The organism is Nonomuraea sp. NPDC003727 (genome assembly GCF_053586935.1).
In genome coordinates this window covers 33,966-49,563 of sequence record NZ_JBSFNE010000008.1, presented here as the reverse complement: position 1 = coordinate 49,563, position 15,598 = coordinate 33,966, and the positions used below count along the sequence as shown (strand labels likewise).

Annotated in this window: 16 protein-coding genes; 6 read left to right on the top strand and 10 right to left on the bottom strand. The window is 71.6% G+C overall.

The features are described from left to right. Nucleotides 1-192 precede the first annotated feature (192 nt). The 3 genes from ACWDLG_RS21085 to ACWDLG_RS21075 are packed head-to-tail and all read right to left on the bottom strand — an operon-like array spanning nt 193 to nt 1,635. Complete coding sequence (locus ACWDLG_RS21085) at nt 193-861, bottom strand: HD domain-containing protein (protein WP_449922233.1); 669 nt, start codon at nt 859-861, stop codon at nt 193-195. A 4-nt stretch (nt 862-865) separates the two neighbouring features. Next, nucleotides 866-1,147: a hypothetical protein gene (locus tag ACWDLG_RS21080; RefSeq protein ID WP_449922231.1), complete on the bottom strand. Its 282-nt coding sequence runs from the start codon at nt 1,145-1,147 to the stop codon at nt 866-868. After that, nucleotides 1,147-1,635: a hypothetical protein gene (locus tag ACWDLG_RS21075; protein WP_449922230.1), complete on the bottom strand. Its 489-nt coding sequence runs from the start codon at nt 1,633-1,635 to the stop codon at nt 1,147-1,149. The genes ACWDLG_RS21080 and ACWDLG_RS21075 overlap by 1 nt, the downstream gene beginning before the upstream one ends. 399 nt (nt 1,636-2,034) lie before the next feature. On the opposite strand from ACWDLG_RS21075, the gene ACWDLG_RS21070 reads away from it, so the two are divergent. After that, nucleotides 2,035-3,102, top strand: coding sequence for a hypothetical protein (locus ACWDLG_RS21070; protein WP_449922228.1), 1,068 nt, complete (start codon nt 2,035-2,037; stop codon nt 3,100-3,102). An 82-nt stretch (nt 3,103-3,184) separates the two neighbouring features. On the opposite strand, the gene ACWDLG_RS21065 is transcribed toward ACWDLG_RS21070, so the two are convergent. From ACWDLG_RS21065 to ACWDLG_RS21035, 7 genes are all read right to left on the bottom strand, one after another. Next, nucleotides 3,185-3,799 carry an HAAS signaling domain-containing protein gene (locus tag ACWDLG_RS21065; RefSeq protein WP_449922226.1) on the bottom strand — a complete coding sequence of 205 codons (615 nt, stop codon included), beginning with the start codon at nt 3,797-3,799 and terminating at the stop codon, nt 3,185-3,187. Beyond that, nucleotides 3,796-4,143, bottom strand: coding sequence for a PadR family transcriptional regulator (locus tag ACWDLG_RS21060; RefSeq protein WP_449922224.1), 348 nt, complete (start codon nt 4,141-4,143; stop codon nt 3,796-3,798). Before ACWDLG_RS21060 ends, ACWDLG_RS21065 begins: the two co-directional genes overlap by 4 nt. A gap of 57 nt (nt 4,144-4,200) precedes the next feature. Then, the gene (locus ACWDLG_RS21055) at nt 4,201-5,892 is read right to left on the bottom strand and encodes a protein kinase domain-containing protein (RefSeq protein ID WP_449922222.1); all 1,692 of its coding nucleotides are present in this window, start codon (nt 5,890-5,892) and stop codon (nt 4,201-4,203) included. A gap of 130 nt (nt 5,893-6,022) precedes the next feature. Then, nucleotides 6,023-7,207: an Ig-like domain-containing protein gene (locus ACWDLG_RS21050; RefSeq protein ID WP_449922221.1), complete on the bottom strand. Its 1,185-nt coding sequence runs from the start codon at nt 7,205-7,207 to the stop codon at nt 6,023-6,025. 111 nt (nt 7,208-7,318) lie between these two features. Further along, a complete protein-coding gene (gene recD2, locus ACWDLG_RS21045) occupies nt 7,319-9,532 on the bottom strand; it encodes an SF1B family DNA helicase RecD2 (protein WP_449922219.1) in 2,214 nt (737 codons plus the stop codon). 57 nt (nt 9,533-9,589) lie between these two features. After that, entirely contained in the window at nt 9,590-10,051 is a 462-nt protein-coding gene (locus tag ACWDLG_RS21040) for a hypothetical protein (RefSeq protein ID WP_449922217.1), read from the bottom strand. Further along, on the bottom strand, nt 10,048-10,611 hold the full coding sequence (locus ACWDLG_RS21035; RefSeq protein ID WP_449922215.1) for a hypothetical protein: 564 nt from the start codon (nt 10,609-10,611) through the stop codon (nt 10,048-10,050). Before ACWDLG_RS21035 ends, ACWDLG_RS21040 begins: the two co-directional genes overlap by 4 nt. A 233-nt stretch (nt 10,612-10,844) precedes the next feature. Between ACWDLG_RS21035 and ACWDLG_RS21030 the strand changes: the two genes are divergently transcribed. The 5 genes from ACWDLG_RS21030 (at nt 10,845) to ACWDLG_RS21010 (ending at nt 15,398) form a co-directional block, all read left to right on the top strand. Continuing rightward, nucleotides 10,845-12,182 (top strand): serine hydrolase domain-containing protein, encoded by a 1,338-nt coding sequence (locus tag ACWDLG_RS21030; RefSeq protein ID WP_449922213.1) that lies wholly within the window; start codon nt 10,845-10,847, stop codon nt 12,180-12,182. A 121-nt stretch (nt 12,183-12,303) separates the two neighbouring features. Then, nucleotides 12,304-12,714: a TOBE domain-containing protein gene (locus ACWDLG_RS21025; protein ID WP_354918656.1), complete on the top strand. Its 411-nt coding sequence runs from the start codon at nt 12,304-12,306 to the stop codon at nt 12,712-12,714. Nucleotides 12,715-12,721: 7 nt separating this feature from the next. Beyond that, on the top strand, nt 12,722-13,531 hold the full coding sequence (modA, locus tag ACWDLG_RS21020; RefSeq protein WP_449922211.1) for a molybdate ABC transporter substrate-binding protein: 810 nt from the start codon (nt 12,722-12,724) through the stop codon (nt 13,529-13,531). A gap of 5 nt (nt 13,532-13,536) precedes the next feature. Continuing rightward, the gene (locus ACWDLG_RS21015) at nt 13,537-14,367 is read left to right on the top strand and encodes an ABC transporter permease (RefSeq protein WP_449922209.1); all 831 of its coding nucleotides are present in this window, start codon (nt 13,537-13,539) and stop codon (nt 14,365-14,367) included. Next, nucleotides 14,364-15,398 carry an ABC transporter ATP-binding protein gene (locus ACWDLG_RS21010; RefSeq protein WP_449922207.1) on the top strand — a complete coding sequence of 345 codons (1,035 nt, stop codon included), beginning with the start codon at nt 14,364-14,366 and terminating at the stop codon, nt 15,396-15,398. The genes ACWDLG_RS21015 and ACWDLG_RS21010 overlap by 4 nt, the downstream gene beginning before the upstream one ends. Nucleotides 15,399-15,598: the final 200 nt, after the last annotated feature.

Genomic DNA, 15,598 nt, shown 5'->3' with positions numbered 1-15,598 from the left:
GCCGAAGGTGCGGAGGTCAGTCCTGCGCGTCGGCCCCGGCCGCCCAGCCGACGGTGATGTCAGCGCCCACGTCGTGCAGGAGCCCGAGGAAGACGGAGACGAGCGGGGTGAGGGAGGGGGCGGCGGGGGCGGCGGCGTGCGGCCGGCGGTGCAGCCCGCCGGTGGGGGCGAGGAAGCGATGGGCCAGGGGCGTCAGTCGCCGCCGAGGCCGTCGAAGTCGTTCCAGCCGGGGCTCTGGGACATGAGCTGGTCCCAGGTGGGCCAGCTCATCCGCGTCTTCTGGCGGACGAGCTCACCCATCATGCTGAACGGCGGAGCCTTGTGCGGCTTGTCGAGCGCCTGGCCGACGATCGCGTCGCGCAGCGCGGCCGCGGCGTGCAGGCGGGGCAGCACGGCATGGATGCGATCGGCGTAGCCCGCGGGGAGGGGGTGCGCCGCCGCGGGGGTGAGGTCGTATCCGGCGCCGGCCGTCACGAGCGCGATCTCGGGCCGCTTGCGGTGGGCGACGTCGAAGAACAGGTGGAGGGCTACCGCGTCCCAGACGATCTCGACCTTGTCCGGCGCGACTCCCTGCTCGGTGAGGAAGCGCGCGGCCACGTCGGCGCCGTCGACGTCGAAACGCTGGTCTCCGTTGCCCTCGTCGCTGAGCCCCACGTCGTGCAGGACGCATCCCAAAAACAGCAGTTCGTCGTCGTAGTCATGGCCGGGTCGCAGACCCTGCTGTTCGCCGAGGAAGCGCCCGTAGAGGTAGGTGCGCATGCTGTGGTTGAAGATCGCCGGCTCTTCGATGTCCCTGGCGAAGCGCATCGCCTTCAACGCCGGCTCGGTTCGGGGAAAGGGCAGGTCGCCGTACGTGTCCATCGGGTCAGCCTTCCTGGGCGCCGGGGGCGGGGTGTCGTACGTCGGAGTGGAGGCGGCGCAGGGCGAGCAGGCCGCCGACCGCCGGGACGCAGGCAAGCCGGCGGGCGCCGGAGGAGGCCCGCGGGACCAGCGACGCGGCTCCGATGACGGCGACGTAGCACATGCCGTGCACCGGGCCGACGAACGTCGTGATCGTCTTGGCGTGCACGGTGAGCAGGTTGACGATGAGGATCACCAGGGAGGCGGTCTCGAGACCGGCCGCGATCCGCAGGGCGCGCACGGACATCACGCTCCCGTGCCCGAGCCGGGTCGGACGATCATGAGGACCACGACGGTCGCCCATGCCAGGTTGTAGATCCCGGTGAACATCGACAGCCGGCGCAACCGCCTGCCGTCGTCGGGACGGCTGAGCGCGTCACGCTGGCGCGGGTAGATCTGCGTGGCCAGCAGGCCGCCGGCGATGGCGGTGAGAACCATGGAGATGGTGATCCAGATCTCGCCCATACGGCCCTGGCCACTGGCCAGGATGATCCCGGCGGCGGGCACGACAAGCCCGAGAATGCTGTAACCCCGGGTGATGCGGTGCAGGGCGACGGCCACCGCCCGGTTCCTGTCGCCCTGGTCGGGTGGCGGCGAGGGGTCGGCTGCGCCCGCGCCGGCCGGTAGGCCGGCGGCGACGGGCGCGTAGCGGGGAAACAGGCTCGTCGCGACGGCCGAACCGCCGACGAACACGATGGCGGCGAGCACATGCACCGACAGCAGCAGACTTTCCACAGGTCCTCCTCAGGTCATCCTTCAGGCAGGCTGAAACCTACCATGAACCTTCAGTCGGCCTGAAGGTAACCCACTGTCCCGGCCTTCCGGGCCACGCGACCCGACCACGAGCGGCCGTTCTGGGCGCCCCGAGCGGCGGCGATGGCCAGGACCGTGATCCGCTGAAAAGATCTCCCGAGAACTCCTGTCAGGGACGAGACGGTGTGCCGCGAGGGTGTGAGATCACTTGCTGCCGTGTCCACCGTCGGTGGACGCCGCACGCGGGCGACGACCAGGCACCCGCCGGGCCCGGACAGCGGATGACCAGCGAGGAAGCGAGGACAGAGGCGAGTGTCAGATCGTGACGACCCGGTAGCCGAGGATGGACGAGGACACCGGCCGGGGTCCGGCGAGGACCCGGTGGACGTCTTCATCGGAGAGTTACGGGCGCTGCATCGGCAGCAGGGGTCACCGTCGGTACGGGAGCTTGCGGACCGGACCCGGCGCGCCCAGGCGCCCTACTCGAAGTCGGTCATCGGCCAGGCGCTGCAGGGGCATCGTCTGCCGTCGGAGGGCGTGCTGCGAGCGCTGGTTCACGCTCTCGGTGTCGACGATCCTCAGCCGTGGGTGGATCGCCGTGCACAGGTCATCGCCGCCGGCAGAACCGCATCGGCGGCGCGGCACAACCCTGTCGAGCAGGCGGCCGGCGAAGGCGCCGGCACCGACGAGCCGGGCGCCGCAGCCGAGGGCCCGGTCGTGGGCCCTACGGACCCCGGCGCCGGCCGCGGGCTCCTGACGCGCAAGAAGTCCCTGCGATGGGTGATCACGACGGCGGTCGTGGCGGCGACCGCCGTCCTCTTCGCGGCGGGGATGTCGGCGCTGGGCGGCACGCAGACGGCCGCCGGCCCCGGGCCCGTCGTGACAAAGGTGTCGCCCGCCCTGCCTGAGGCCGTGCCCTCCCAGGTGAGCGCCCCTGTCACGGGCTCCTCGCCAAGCCGTGCCACGCCTGCCGCCACGAACACCTGGAGCGCGGTGCACGGCCTCGGCTGCCAGGCGGAATGGTCCTACGCCGACCCCGGCTGGCGACCGACCGGCGGCGGCTGGAGGCAGGACGGCTGCACAGGCACGGCGCTGTTCCTGCAGGTGACGTCCGAGCTGGGCCATGCCACGCAGCTGGTGAACTGGTACTTCGACACCCGGCCGCACGCCAGGTGCACCGTCGAGGCCTTCATCGCCGACGACCGCCGGTCGGCCGGCACCGCCTACTACTACCTCGACGACGACGACACCACCGCCCCGCACCTGGGCGGACCGGTCACCGTTGACCAGAAAGCCCATCGCGGCACCTGGGTCACCCTGGGCAGTTGGCCGGTCCCCGGGCCGGGACGCCTGACCCTCATCCTGGCCAACCAGCCCCATCGCGTCCACGACACCTCCACCGTGACGGCATCCGCGGCCCGCGCCACGTGCCGCTGGGGTGACGAATAAGGTCGGTCCGTCGGCGGCGCGTGCCGATCAACGGCCCCACACGGCGGGCCACGCCGGTCCGAGAGCCCGGACCGGCGTGCGTTCAGCGGGGGTCGACCACGCGGCCGTGCCTGATGGCGCCGACCACGAGAAGCAGGGAACCGGCGACCGCCGCCACCCCGAGGCCCACCGCCACCCAGCGTGAGACCTCGACGAGCGAGGTCTGGTCGTCGAGCAGGACCTCCGACAGAGGGAAGGAGGCGAGCGAGGCCACCAGGGCGCAGCCGCCCAGCACGCCGTACAGCTTGCCGTTGGCGAGCGCGGTGGCCGCGCGGAAGGAGAGGGAGGTCCCGGCCGTCATCAGGGCGATGAAGGCGATCCCCCCGACGGTGTCCGCCGTGGTGAAGGACGCCGCGGGCCCGTCGGCCCGTAACGCCCTCCAGAGCAGGGTCAGGCCGACGTAACCCAGCGCACCCGTGGCCAGCCCCCCGATCGCCTGGTGGAGGGTCGAGGGCTTACCCGACCGCGTGTCGAGCTGTTCGGCGATCGTCGCCGCGTACTCCTTGGGGGTGCCGAACGCAGTCGTGGGGTCCTCGCCCGTCTCCGCGACGTGCGCCTCGACCTCCGCCAGCACCTCGCCGACCCGGACCCCCGAGATGTCGCGCAGGCGCAGCGCCAGCGTCAGCTCCTCGCGGTACTTCCTGTCGAGAGCGGTCATCCCTTGACTCCTCGCTCGATCACGCTGATCGCGGTCTTCGCGAATGCCGCCCATTCGGGCCCCTGCGTCGCGAGTACCGCCCGGCCTTCGTCGGTCAGCCTGAAGAACTTCCGTCCCGGCCCGCCCTCTCCGGCCCGCCACTCGGCCTGCAGCAGGCCGTCGGTGGTCAACCGGTTGAGCAGCGGGTAGAGCGTGCCGGCCTTCATGTCGGGCATCCCGGCCCGGTCCAGGCGCTGGAGCAGGGCGTAGCCGTAGTCCTCGCCGGTCTCGGCGAGCAGCGCCAGCACGGCGAGGTCGAGCACCCCGCGCAGCCACTGTGTCCGCCTGGACGTCACGTCCGCCATGAGAGGAAGGTAACACCTACTAGTAGGTCTCGCATGGTAGTGGGGCAGGTGGCGCTCCTACGAGCCGGGCGCTCGAACCTCGCCCTCGCGCCAGTCGCGGTAGGTGGTGGTGAACCTGGCGGTGAGCTTGGTCGTCTCGTCGAGCGGGAAATGCCACGAGAGCTCGAACGTCTTCGGCCTGTTCCGCCCGTCCAGCACCAGCACCCACGACAGGCTGGTGTCGGCGGTTTCCCGCTCGGTGCGTTCGTCGCCGTGGAGCGCCCTGATCTGCCGCGCGAGCGGCGCCGGAGCCTTCCTGGTGACCAGCGCGCCGGCGTAACGGCGGCCCGAGGCGCTCACGTTCTCGGTCGTCCTGGCCAGATCGGCGATCACGCCCACCGCTCCCATGGTGTGAGGGCACCGGGCGTACAGCAGGATCGGCGCTCGGGACGGGTCGGGCATCTCCTTTCCGTCGATGTACTCGGTTTCGGTGAGGACCACGCGTTGGGTCAGCTCGAGATTCTCCGCCGTCACCGTCATGTCCATGCGGGTGTCGACCGACGACACCGCGTCGTGATCGTAGGACAGCTTCCCCCGCGCCTTGGTGGCCCAGGTGCCCTGGGGCAGGAACCCCTCGAAGGTGAAGTCGGCCATGGGCGTCACGTTGACCGCGCTCTCCAGGGCGAGCGGGAGGTCCCGGGAGGTCGGCGGGGCCGTCGAGGAGCCGGTGGGGGTCGGCTGGTCGGCCATGTCGTCCCCCGGCGTGCCGAAGCCGCGCCACAGGACCACGCCGGTGGTCGCCGCGGCCACCACGGCCGCCACCCCACCCGCCAGGAGAGCCCGCCGTGACGCCAAACCGGATCCACGCTCTGCCGTCGGGCGCTCGCGCCCGACGCCATCGGTCGGTACGGCGCCGCCGGGCACCGCCCCGCCCCCGCCCGGCACCCCTGCAACGCCGCCGGCCGTCGGTACGGCGCCGCCGTGCGCCGCCTCGGCGCCGTGGCGCAGGGCGGCGTCCTCCTGCGCGGGCGCCCGCTCCCCGAGAAGCTCCAGCAGCAGGTCACGCGCCGACGGCCGGAGCGCCGGATCCTTGGCCAGGCACCTGGCGACGATCCCGCGCAACGGTTCCCGCAGCTCGCCCAGGGCCGGCTCGTTGTGCAGGATGCGGTAGGCGGTCGCCGCGAAGGTGTCGTTGCCGAACGGCGGCCACCCGTTGGCGGCGTGGACCATCGTCGCGCCCCAGGCGAACACGTCGGACGCCGGCCCCACCGGCAGGCCGCGGAACTGCTCGGGCGCCATGTACGGCGGCGTGCCGGACGCGCCCTCCCTGGTCGCGGTGACGTCGACCAGCCTGGCGATGCCGAAGTCGATCACTCTGGGCCCGTCGGGGCCGATGAGCACGTTGCCCGGCTTGAAGTCGCGGTGGACGACGCCCGCCCGGTGGATGGCGGCCAGCGCGGTGGCGGTGCCGATGGCCAGCCTGGTCAGCGCGGCGCCGCGCACGGGCGCGACGGCGGCGAGGGCGGGGCCGTCGATGTACTCGCTGGCCACGTAGGGCGGCTGGTGGTCGAGGTCGACACGCAGCACGCGGGCCGTGCAGAACTCGGCGACCTGGCGGGCCGCGGCGACCTCGCGGGCGAAGGCACGGTCGATCCCGCCGGTCATGACCTTGACGGCGGCGAGCCCGCCGTGCTCGTCCTGCCCCAGGTAGACCGTGCCCTGCCCGCCCTGTCCCAGCTGACGGAGGATGCGGTATGGGCCGATGCGCACGTATGCCTCACATCATCGCGGGACTGCGGCTCGAGAATGGCCTGTGGCGCAGGACGGAGTGTCCGGTTCGACCGGGTGCGCGCCGCAACCGGTCGGTGGCGAGGCGCGGACCGCCTCGCCACCGGCGACGCTACAGGGCGCTGCCCTTCTTCCACTCCTTGAACGACAGCTGCCAGAAGCCCCAGCCGTTGTTCCACTCCAGCGCCCGGTTGGTGCCCTTGATGTCGACGATGTCGCCGCGCTGCGCGTTGTCGAAGAACCACTTGGCCTGGTCGGGCCGGGCGTTGATGCAGCCGTGGCTGACGTTGCGCCTGCCCTGGGCCCAGACGTTGTCCTTGGCGTGGACGTACTCGCCCGAGTTGGAGATCCGCACCGCGTGGTTGATCATCACGTCGTAGTAGCCGGGGTCGCCCTTCTTGCGGCCCGGCGAGATCATCCGGACCGGGTTGCCCCTCTCCATCGTCATGTGGATGCCGGACGTGGTGGTGTACTCCCGGGTGGTGGCCATGCCGGCGCTGATCCGCATGGTCTGCACCCTCTTGCCGTCCCGGTAGACGTACATCATGTGCGTCTTGGCGTTGATCTTGCTGATCTGCTGGGCGCCGATCTTGATCGAGGTGGTGTAGTCCTCGAGCCCGTACATGTCCTTGCCGCCCTGCACGCCGTTCAGGCGGGCGGTCACCTTCACCGTCTGGTGCGCGGGCCAGTACTTGGCGGTGCGGTAGATGACGGTCGTGTCGTTGATCCACCGCCACGCGCCCTCGACCGGCTTCTCGGCCTCAACCTCAAGCGCCCCCTCGACGGCGGCCTTGTCGGACACCGGGTTGTTGAAGGTGAGGATGATCGGCGCCCCCACGCCGACCTTCTCACCCTTCTGGTTCGGCGTCAGGTCGGCGACGTCGAGGACCACCGCGGGCTTGAGGGTCTTGAAGCTGGCCGCGGCGGTGGTCGTCCCGGCCTTGGCGGAGACGCTGTAGGCGCTGGTGGGCCGCAGCGGCTCCTTGGAGACCCATTTGGTCTTGTCGGCGTTGAAGGAGCCTTCCACCCGCTTGCCGCCGCCCTCGACGACAACCTCGTCGAGGGCGCCACCCGAGGCCGTCACCACGACCTTCTTGTTGGGCTTCACCTTGGCGCTGCCCTCGGCCGGGCTGATCTTGATCTGCGGCGCGGGCGTCGCCGACGTGGTCGCGGATCCGCCGTCCGCGGTGGTCCCTCCGGTGACCGCCGAGCCGTTCGAGCACGACGCGGTCAGAGCCGCCGCCACAATGACCGCGACCCCGGCGGCAGGCTTCCGCCACGCTGGCGCAACGCTCAACACAACCCTCTCCCCCATACCAGCAAAGTGCACCCAAAAACCTTAATGGCCATATCCATTGGATGCTGCATCTTATGGGAGAGTTCATTCAAATTCGGACACATTGTGCTGTCAGCCGCTTGACAGCCTGTGCGTCAGTCCCGTGTGCCTCCTTCCCGCACCCTTGGTCCTGACGGCCTGCGCCAGCGCCCGCCGCGACCCGACGATGACCACCAGCTTCTTCGCCCTGGTGATGGCGGTGTAGAGCAGGTTGCGCTGCAACATCATCCACGCGCTGGTGGCCAGCGGGATCACCACGGCCGGGTACTCGCTGCCCTGCGACCGGTGGATCGAGACGGCGTAGGCGTGGGCCAGCTCGTCGAGCTCGTCGAAGGAATAGTCGACGCTTTCCTCCTCATCAGTCAGGACTGTCAGCTTTTGATCGTCCAGCCTGATGTCGGTGACCACGCCGACCGTGCCGTTGAACACACCCGCCGCGCCCTTGTCATAGTTGTTGCGCAACTGGGTGACCTTGTCGCCGACCCTGAACACGCGCCCGCCGTACCGGCGCTCCGGCATGCCCTCGCGCGAGGGGGTCAGCGCCTCCTGCAGGGCGGCGTTGAGCGCGCCCGCCCCCGCCGCGCCCCGGTGCATGGGCGCCAGCACCTGCACGTCGCGGCGCGGGTTGAGGCCGAACTTGCGGGCGATCCGGCGCGCGACGACGTCGACGGTGAGCGAGGCGATCTCCTCGGGCTCCTCGCACGGGAAGAGGAAGAAGTCCTTCATGCCCTCCAGCACGGGATGGCGGCCGGTGTTGACCCGGTGGGCGTTGACCACGACGCCCGACTCCTGCGCCTGGCGGAAGATCTGCGTCAGCCGTACCCGGGGGATGTCGTCGGCGGCCAGCAGGTCCTTGAGCACCTCGCCCGCGCCGACCGACGGTAGCTGGTCGACGTCGCCGACCAGCAGCAGGTGCGCGCCGGGGGCGATCGCCTTGACGAGCTTGTTGGCCAGCAGCAGGTCGAGCATCGACGCCTCGTCGACCACGACCAGGTCGGCGTCCAGGGGGTTGTCGCGGTCGAAGGTCGCCTCGCCGCCCGGCCGCAGCTGGAGCAGCCGGTGCACGGTGGTGGCCTCGTGACCGGTCAGCTCGGCCAGACGCTTGGCCGCCCGGCCCGTCGGGGCGGCCAGGATGACCTTGGCCCGCTTCGCACGGGCCAGCTGCACGATCGACCGGACGGTGAACGACTTGCCGCAGCCGGGCCCGCCGGTCAGCACCGCGACCTTCTCGGTGAGAGCCAGCCGGACGGCCTGGCGTTGCTCGGCGGCCAGCTCGGCCCCGCTCTGGCCGCGCAGCCAGTCCTCGGCCCTGACCCAGTCGACGTCGGCGAAGGCCTTCAGCCTGTCGCGGCCGGTGCGCAGCAGGCCGAGCAGGCTGCCGGCGAGCGACAGCTCCGCGCGGTGGAAGGGGACGAGGTAGACGGCCGGAACGAGGTTCTCGCCCGCCGGGATGTCCTCGCGGACCACGCCCTCCTCGGCGATCAGCTCGTCCAGGCACGTCCTGACCAGCTCGGCCGGCACGTCGAGGATCTTGACGGCGTCGGCGACCAGGTTGGGCGCGGGCAGGTAGCAGTGGCCGTCGTCGGCGGCCTGGGACAGCGTGTAGCGCAGCCCGGCCTTGACGCGTTCGGGGCTGTCGTGCGGGATCCCGACGGCCTGGGCGATGGTGTCGGCGGTCTTGAAGCCGATGCCCCAGACGTCGTCGGCCAGCTTGTACGGCTGGCTCCGGACGACCGAGATCGACGCCTCGCCGTACTGCTTGAAGATGCGGACCGCGATCGAGGTGGAGACGCCGACGCCCTGGAGGAAGATCATGACCTCCTTGATGATCTTCTGTTCCTCCCAGGCGATCGCGATCAGCTTGGTCCGCTTGGGCCCCAGCCCCGGCACCTCGACCAGGCGCTCGGGAGCGGTCTCGATGATGTCGAGGGTGTCGGTGCCGAAGTGGCCGACGATGCGCTCGGCCATCTTGGGACCGATGCCCTTGATCAGGCCTGATCCCAGGTAGCGCTGGATGCCCTGGATCGTGGCGGGCAGCACGGTGGTGTAGGACCACACCTCGAACTGCTTGCCGTAGCGCGGGTGGGAGGTCCACCTGCCGGTCAGCCGGAGCGACTCGCCGACCTGCGCGCCCAGCAACGGCCCCACCACGGTCAGCAACTCGGCGCCCGACCGCTCGGTGGCGACGCGGGCGATGGTGTAGCCGGTCTCCTCGCTGGCGAAGGTGATCCGTTCGAGCACCGCTTCCAGCGTCGTCGCGGGGGGACCGCCTGATCCAGCCGTCACGCCTACCTCTCTCCCGAGCTCTTCTGGCCAGGGTAGAGCAGCGGCGGCCGACTGTGATCAGCGGTGGACGGCCCGCGGGGACAGGCGTCGCACCAGAGGCCGGACGTACAGATGGGCCAGGATCGCCAGGCCGCCCAGCAGCAGCAGCGCCGTGAACATCCACTCCCCCGAGCCGCCCGGCCCGTAGACCCGGTTGGGCCGCCCGACGTCGATGGCCCTGGTCTCCGTGCCGGCACGGTGTGACTCCCGGTCGCTGTCGTACATCGCCACCTCGGCCCGGCGCACGGTGCCGTCGTCGGAGCGGAAGGTCCCGATCCAGCTGCAGCTCTCGTGTCCGGGATGCTGGACGCAGTAGAGGCGTTGCGCGGTGAACGTGCCAGGAAGACCGTCGGCCCGTGCCGCCCGGATGACATGACCGATGTTCGGGGTGGCGAGGTACAGCAGGAAAGCAGCGACGAGGGTCATCGCCACGGCGAAGGCCGGAGACCGCTTGCCGGGCCGTCCGCCCGCCATCGTCATCGCCCGTAGGCGAGCGCGCAGCCGCACCGCATCCCGGCACGCTCGGACTCGCGGGGGCGCCGGTGCAGGAGCATCGCCACCACCATGGGCGCGAAGACGACGGCGTTGTAGAACAGATGCAGCTCCACCCGGGGGACCAGCAGCTGGATGATGCTGGTGGGCACCGGCCTGCCCAGCAGGTTGTTGCCGGTCACCGCCTGCATGAGCAGGAGGAAGTGTTCCAGGTGGTGCCAGGTCTGGATGGCCAGCGCGATGTTCCACCAGGTGCGGGCGCGCCCGGTGAAGCCCTTGCGCAGCAGGAGGAAGCCGGCGAGCATCAGCAGCGCGTAGCCGTAGTGCATCCACTCCGACTTGACCAGCCAGGGGAACGGCACGCCGAGGACGCCACGGGCTTCGGGGATCGGCCAGTCCAGGACGTAGATCTGGACCGCCTGGGCCAGGTGCTCGGCCCAGTGCGCCACCACGACGACCAGGAACAGGCCGAGGGCGGCCCGGTGGTGACGACCGTTGAGCAGCGATGTCTTAACGGTGTCGGGGTGCGTCCAGGACTGGGCGGCCATGTGCGAACACCTCTTCCTCGGAACCTACGGCGTGACCTGCGCGCGTTCCAGACCGGCGCCTGCTGCGCGTGCGCTGAGCCCCCCGAGCGCCGAATCCGCAAGGATCGTAGAACGGCGCATGCGTCGCGGCGATCGCGCTGACAGCTTTCCGTCAGGACGACCTTCTGGAGCGGTGCCGGCTGATCATCCTGACGTGGGCAGAGCGGGGGTTGACCCTCGGTAATCTTCCGCTCATGAGTGAAGTGGGTCAGACGGCGGCCAGGGCGCTGCTGCGCAGGCTTGCCGTGGAGCAGGCGGAGTCGAGGGTGCCGTCGCTGGCGGCAGTGATCGTGCGGGACGGCCGGCCGGCCTGGTTCGGGGCCAGGGGCCAGGTAGGGGACGGTGCGCCCACCCCCGACACGCAGTACCGGATCGGCTCGATCACCAAGTCCATGGTCGGCGCCGTCGTGATGAGGTTGCGCGACGAGGGCCTGGTCGACCTGCTCGACCCGCTCGGCAAGCACGTGGAGGGCACGCCGTTCGAGCACGTCACGATCGCCCAGCTGCTCTCGCACACCGGCGGGCTGACGGCCGAGCCGCCGACGGAGTGGTGGGAGCGCACGCCCGGCCTGCCGTTCGACGAGCTGGCCGCCCGGCTCGGCCCGGAGGGCTCGCGGCACCGGCCGGGCCGCCGCTTCCACTACTCCAACCTCGGGTTCGGCCTGCTGGGCGAGGTGGTGGCGCGCCATCGCGGCATGACGTGGCTGGAGGCGGTCCGCAGGGAGGTCCTGGAGCCGCTGGGGATGAACGACACCACCGCGCGCCCCCGGGCTCCGCACGCCACGGGCTACGCCGTGCACCCCTTCGCCGACGTGCTGCTGCCCGAGCCGGAGCACGACGCGGCCGCGATGGCCCCGGCGGGACAGCTGTGGTCGACGCCCGCCGACCTGGCCAGGTGGGCGGCGTTCCTGGCCGGCTCCACGCCGGGCGTGCTGGCGCCGGGGACGCTTGCCGAGATGCGCGAACCCGCCACCGTGGACGACGGTGACGCGTGGACCTCGGGGTACGGCCTGGGCCTGCAGCTGGCCAGGTCCGGCGGGCGGCGCCTGGCGGGCCACACCGGGTCGATGCCCGGCTTCCTGGCCACCGTGTGGAGCGATCCGGCCGACCAGGTCGGCGTGCTGTTCATGGCCAACACCACCTCGGGCGTGAGCCGTACGCTGGCGACCGAGCTGCTGGCCATCCTCGACGAGCACGAGCCGCGCCTGCCCGAGCCGTGGAAGCCGGTCGCCGCCGACCCCGGCCTGCTGGCGCTGACAGGGCTGTGGCACTGGGGTCCCACGCCGTACCTGCTGAGGCTGCTGCCCGAGCGCGGGCTGTCGCTGACGCCGGTGAACGGCCCGGGCCGGGCCTCGCGCTTCGTGGCCCAGCAGGACGGCACCTGGCTCGGCCTGGACGGCTACTACGCGGGTGAGGTGCTCAGGGTGGGCGACGGGTTCCTCGACCTGAACACCTTCATCTTCACGCGCGAGCCGTACCAGGACGGGACGCCGATCCCCGGCGGGCCCGGCCAGTGGGGTGCCCCCCGCTAGCGCGCATCGCCGCCGCAGCGCGGGCTCGCCGCATCTGCCATGACATGGCGGCGATTCGCCCCGCAGATGCGCGGCTACCCGGGTGTTCAGACTGGAATGTGCGAAGGTATGGTGATTACTTGTGACGACGTTCCGGATCAGCGAGGCGGCCGCCCTGCTCGGAGTCAGCGCCGACACCGTACGCCGGTGGGTCGACGCGGGCCGGCTGGCCGCCGAGCGCGACGAGAACGGCCACCGCCAGGTGAAGGGCGCCGACCTGGCGGCCTTCGCCCGCACCCAGATCGAGGCGGAGGACGGCACGGGCCACTCCTCGGCGCGCAACCGCTTCCGCGGCATCGTGACCGAGGTCATCAAGGACGCGGTGATGGCCCAGGTGGAGATCGCCGCGGGTCCCTTCCGGGTGGTGTCGCTGATGAGCCGCCAGTCCGCCGACGAGCTCGACCTGCGGGTGGGCGTGGTGGCGGTCGCCGTGATCAAGTCCACGAACGTCGTCGTGGAGATCCCCGACCACACTCGCACTGTGAGTCAGTAAGGAGTCCTTGGTGCTCAGGCGTCAATCCCGATGGGCCCTCGCCCTTCCCCTCGTCGTCGCCCTGGCGGGCCTGTCCGGCTGCGGGTCGACCGAAGCGGCCGCTCCGGCCGCCCCGGCCGCCACCGCCTCCGCGGCGGGCGGCGAGGCCGCGACGGTGACGGTGTTCGCCGCCGCGTCGCTGACCGGCACGTTCACCGAACTCGGCAAGACCTTCGAGGCCGCCCATCCGGGCACGACGGTGAAGTTCAACTTCGGCTCCAGCGCCACGCTGGCCCAGCAGATCACCGCTGGAGCGCCCGCCGACGTGTTCGCCGCCGCCAGCCCCGCCACGATGAAGACCGTCACCGACGCGGGGCTGGCGGGCGCGCCTGCCACGTTCGTGCGCAACAAGCTGGAGATCGCCGTCCCGGCCGACAATCCTGCCAAGGTCGACGACCTGAAGGACCTGACCGACGCCAAGGTCAAGGTCGCGCTGTGCGCCGAGCAGGTGCCGTGCGGCGCCGCGGCCGTCAAGGCGCTGGACGCGGCCGGGCTGAAGGTCACCCCGGTGACGCTCGAGCAGGACGTGAAGGCCACGCTCACCAAGGTCGAGCTCGGCGAGGTCGACGCCGCCCTCGTCTACAAGACCGACGTGATCGCCTCCGGCGGCAAGGTGCGCGGCATCCCCTTCCCCGAGGCCGACAAGGCGATCAACGACTATCCGATCGCGGCGCTGTCCAAGGCGCCCGCGCCCGGCCCGGCCAAGCAGTTCGTCGACCTGGTGCTGTCGGCTGAGGGCAAGGGCGTGCTCACCAAGGCCGGATTCGAGGCGCCCTGACCCCGATGACCGCCACACCCACGGCACCCGCCCAGGGCGCCGAGCGACGAGGCACCACCGGCCGCCTGCCCTGGCTGCTGGTGGTGCCCGCCCTCCTCGGTCTCGCCTTCCTGGTGCTGCCGCTGGCCGGCCTGCTGGTCCGGGCGCCGTGGGCGACGCTGCTGGACCGGCTGGCCGAGCCGCAGGTGCTGGAGGCGTTGCGGTTGTCGATGGTCACCTCGACGGTCGCCACGGCCGTCTGCCTGGTGTTCGGCGTGCCGCTGGCCTGGCTGCTGGCCAGGGTGTCCTTCCCCGGCCGGCGGCTGGTGCGCGCCCTGGTCACCGTGCCGCTGGTGCTGCCGCCCGTGGTCGGCGGCGTCGCGCTGCTGCTGGTGCTCGGCCGGCGCGGCCTGATCGGGCAGTGGCTCGACGCCACGTTCGGCATCACGCTGCCTTTCACCACGGCGGGCGTGGTGGTCGCCGAGGCGTTCGTGGCCATGCCGTTCCTGGTCATCAGCGTCGAGGGCGCGCTGCGCGCCACCGACCAGCGCTTCGAGGAGGCCGCGGCCACGCTCGGCGCCTCCCGCTGGATCACCTTCCGCCGCGTCACGCTGCCGCTGATCATGCCGGGCGTCGTGGCCGGCGCGGTGCTGTGCTGGGCCAGGGCCCTCGGCGAGTTCGGCGCCACCATCACCTTCGCCGGCAACTTCCCCGGCACCACCAGGACGATGCCGCTGGCGGTCTACCTGGCGCTGGAGAGCGAGCCTGAGGCGGCCATCGTGCTCAGCCTCGTCCTGCTCGCCGTCTCGGTGGTCATCCTGGCGAGCCTGCGCGACCGGTGGGTGAGCAGCCCATGACCCTGCGCGCCCGCCTGGTCGTCACCAGACCGGCCTTCGGCCTCGACGTCTCGCTGGAGGTCGCCGCCGGCGAGGTCGTCGCCCTGCTCGGGCCCAACGGCGCCGGCAAGACCACCGCGCTGCGCGCCCTGGCCGGCCTCACCGGGCTGTCGGCCGGCGGGCACATCACCCTCGACGATCAGCCGCTGCACGACATGGCCGTCGAGCAGCGCCCGATCGGCATGGTCTTCCAGGACTACCTGCTCTTCCCGCACCTGTCCGCGCTGGACAACGTCGCCTTCGGGCTGCGCTGCCGCGGCGCGGCCAAAACCGAGTCGCGCCGTACGGCACGCGACTGGCTGGAGCGCGTCGGCCTGGCCGCGCACGCCGCGGCCAGGCCCCGCCGGCTGTCCGGCGGCCAGGCCCAGCGCGTCGCCCTGGCCAGGGCGCTGGCCGTACGGCCCCGGCTGCTGCTGCTCGACGAGCCGCTCGCGGCGCTGGACGCGCACACCAAGCTGGAGATCCGCTCCCAGCTGCGTCATCACCTGGCCGGCTTCGACGGCGCCACCGTCCTGGTGACCCACGACCCGCTGGACGCGATGGTGCTGGCCGACCGGCTCGTGGTCATCGAGGACGGCGCGGTCGTCCAGGAGGGCACGCCCGCCGAGGTGGCCCGCAGGCCGCGGACCGACTACGTCGCCCGCCTGGTCGGGCTCAACTTCTACCGCGGCCTGGCCGGAGGGCACCAGGTCAAGGTCGGCGAGCTGGTGGTCAGCACCACCGAGCAGCTCGACGGGCCCGCGTTCGTGGCCTTCCCGCCCGCCGCGGTCGCCCTCTACCGCTCGCGTCCCGACGGCAGCCCCCGCAACCTGTGGCAGGCGCGCATCGAGGGCATCGAACGGCACGGCGACAGCGTCCGCGTCCACCTCAACGGGCCGATCAGCGCGTTCGCCGACATCACCCCGGCCGCCGTGGCCGAACTCGACCTGACACCAGGGCAGAGCATCTGGGCGTCGGTCAAGGCCACGGAGACCCACGCCTACCCGGCATGAACCGTTCGGGCCCGGCGTCGAGGTGTTCGGCCCCGAGGTGGAGATCGGGAAGGACGCGTCTTCGCAGGACAGGCTGCCGGCCTTCATCGGGCGCGATCCACGGTGGCGGCCATGGGCGAGACCGTGAGCGAGCGTCGGCCGTCGCGACGCCGTCCGGAGCGCGCGATCGTCACGCTCCGGACGGCAGGCCGCCGTCGAGG

What these genes read in the sequence shown, in the direction of transcription:
- ACWDLG_RS21085 (WP_449922233.1), bottom strand. Translation starts at nt 861, where the DNA reads ATGGACACGTACGGCGACCTGCCCTTTCCCCGAACCGAGCCGGCGTTG.
- ACWDLG_RS21080 (WP_449922231.1), bottom strand. Translation starts at nt 1,147, where the DNA reads ATGTCCGTGCGCGCCCTGCGGATCGCGGCCGGTCTCGAGACCGCCTCC.
- ACWDLG_RS21065 (WP_449922226.1), bottom strand. Translation starts at nt 3,799, where the DNA reads ATGACCGCTCTCGACAGGAAGTACCGCGAGGAGCTGACGCTGGCGCTG.
- ACWDLG_RS21060 (WP_449922224.1), bottom strand. Translation starts at nt 4,143, where the DNA reads ATGGCGGACGTGACGTCCAGGCGGACACAGTGGCTGCGCGGGGTGCTC.
- ACWDLG_RS21040 (WP_449922217.1), bottom strand. Translation starts at nt 10,051, where the DNA reads ATGACGATGGCGGGCGGACGGCCCGGCAAGCGGTCTCCGGCCTTCGCC.
- ACWDLG_RS21035 (WP_449922215.1), bottom strand. Translation starts at nt 10,611, where the DNA reads ATGGCCGCCCAGTCCTGGACGCACCCCGACACCGTTAAGACATCGCTG.
- ACWDLG_RS21030 (WP_449922213.1), top strand. Translation starts at nt 10,845, where the DNA reads ATGAGTGAAGTGGGTCAGACGGCGGCCAGGGCGCTGCTGCGCAGGCTT.
- ACWDLG_RS21015 (WP_449922209.1), top strand. Translation starts at nt 13,537, where the DNA reads ATGACCGCCACACCCACGGCACCCGCCCAGGGCGCCGAGCGACGAGGC.
- ACWDLG_RS21010 (WP_449922207.1), top strand. Translation starts at nt 14,364, where the DNA reads ATGACCCTGCGCGCCCGCCTGGTCGTCACCAGACCGGCCTTCGGCCTC.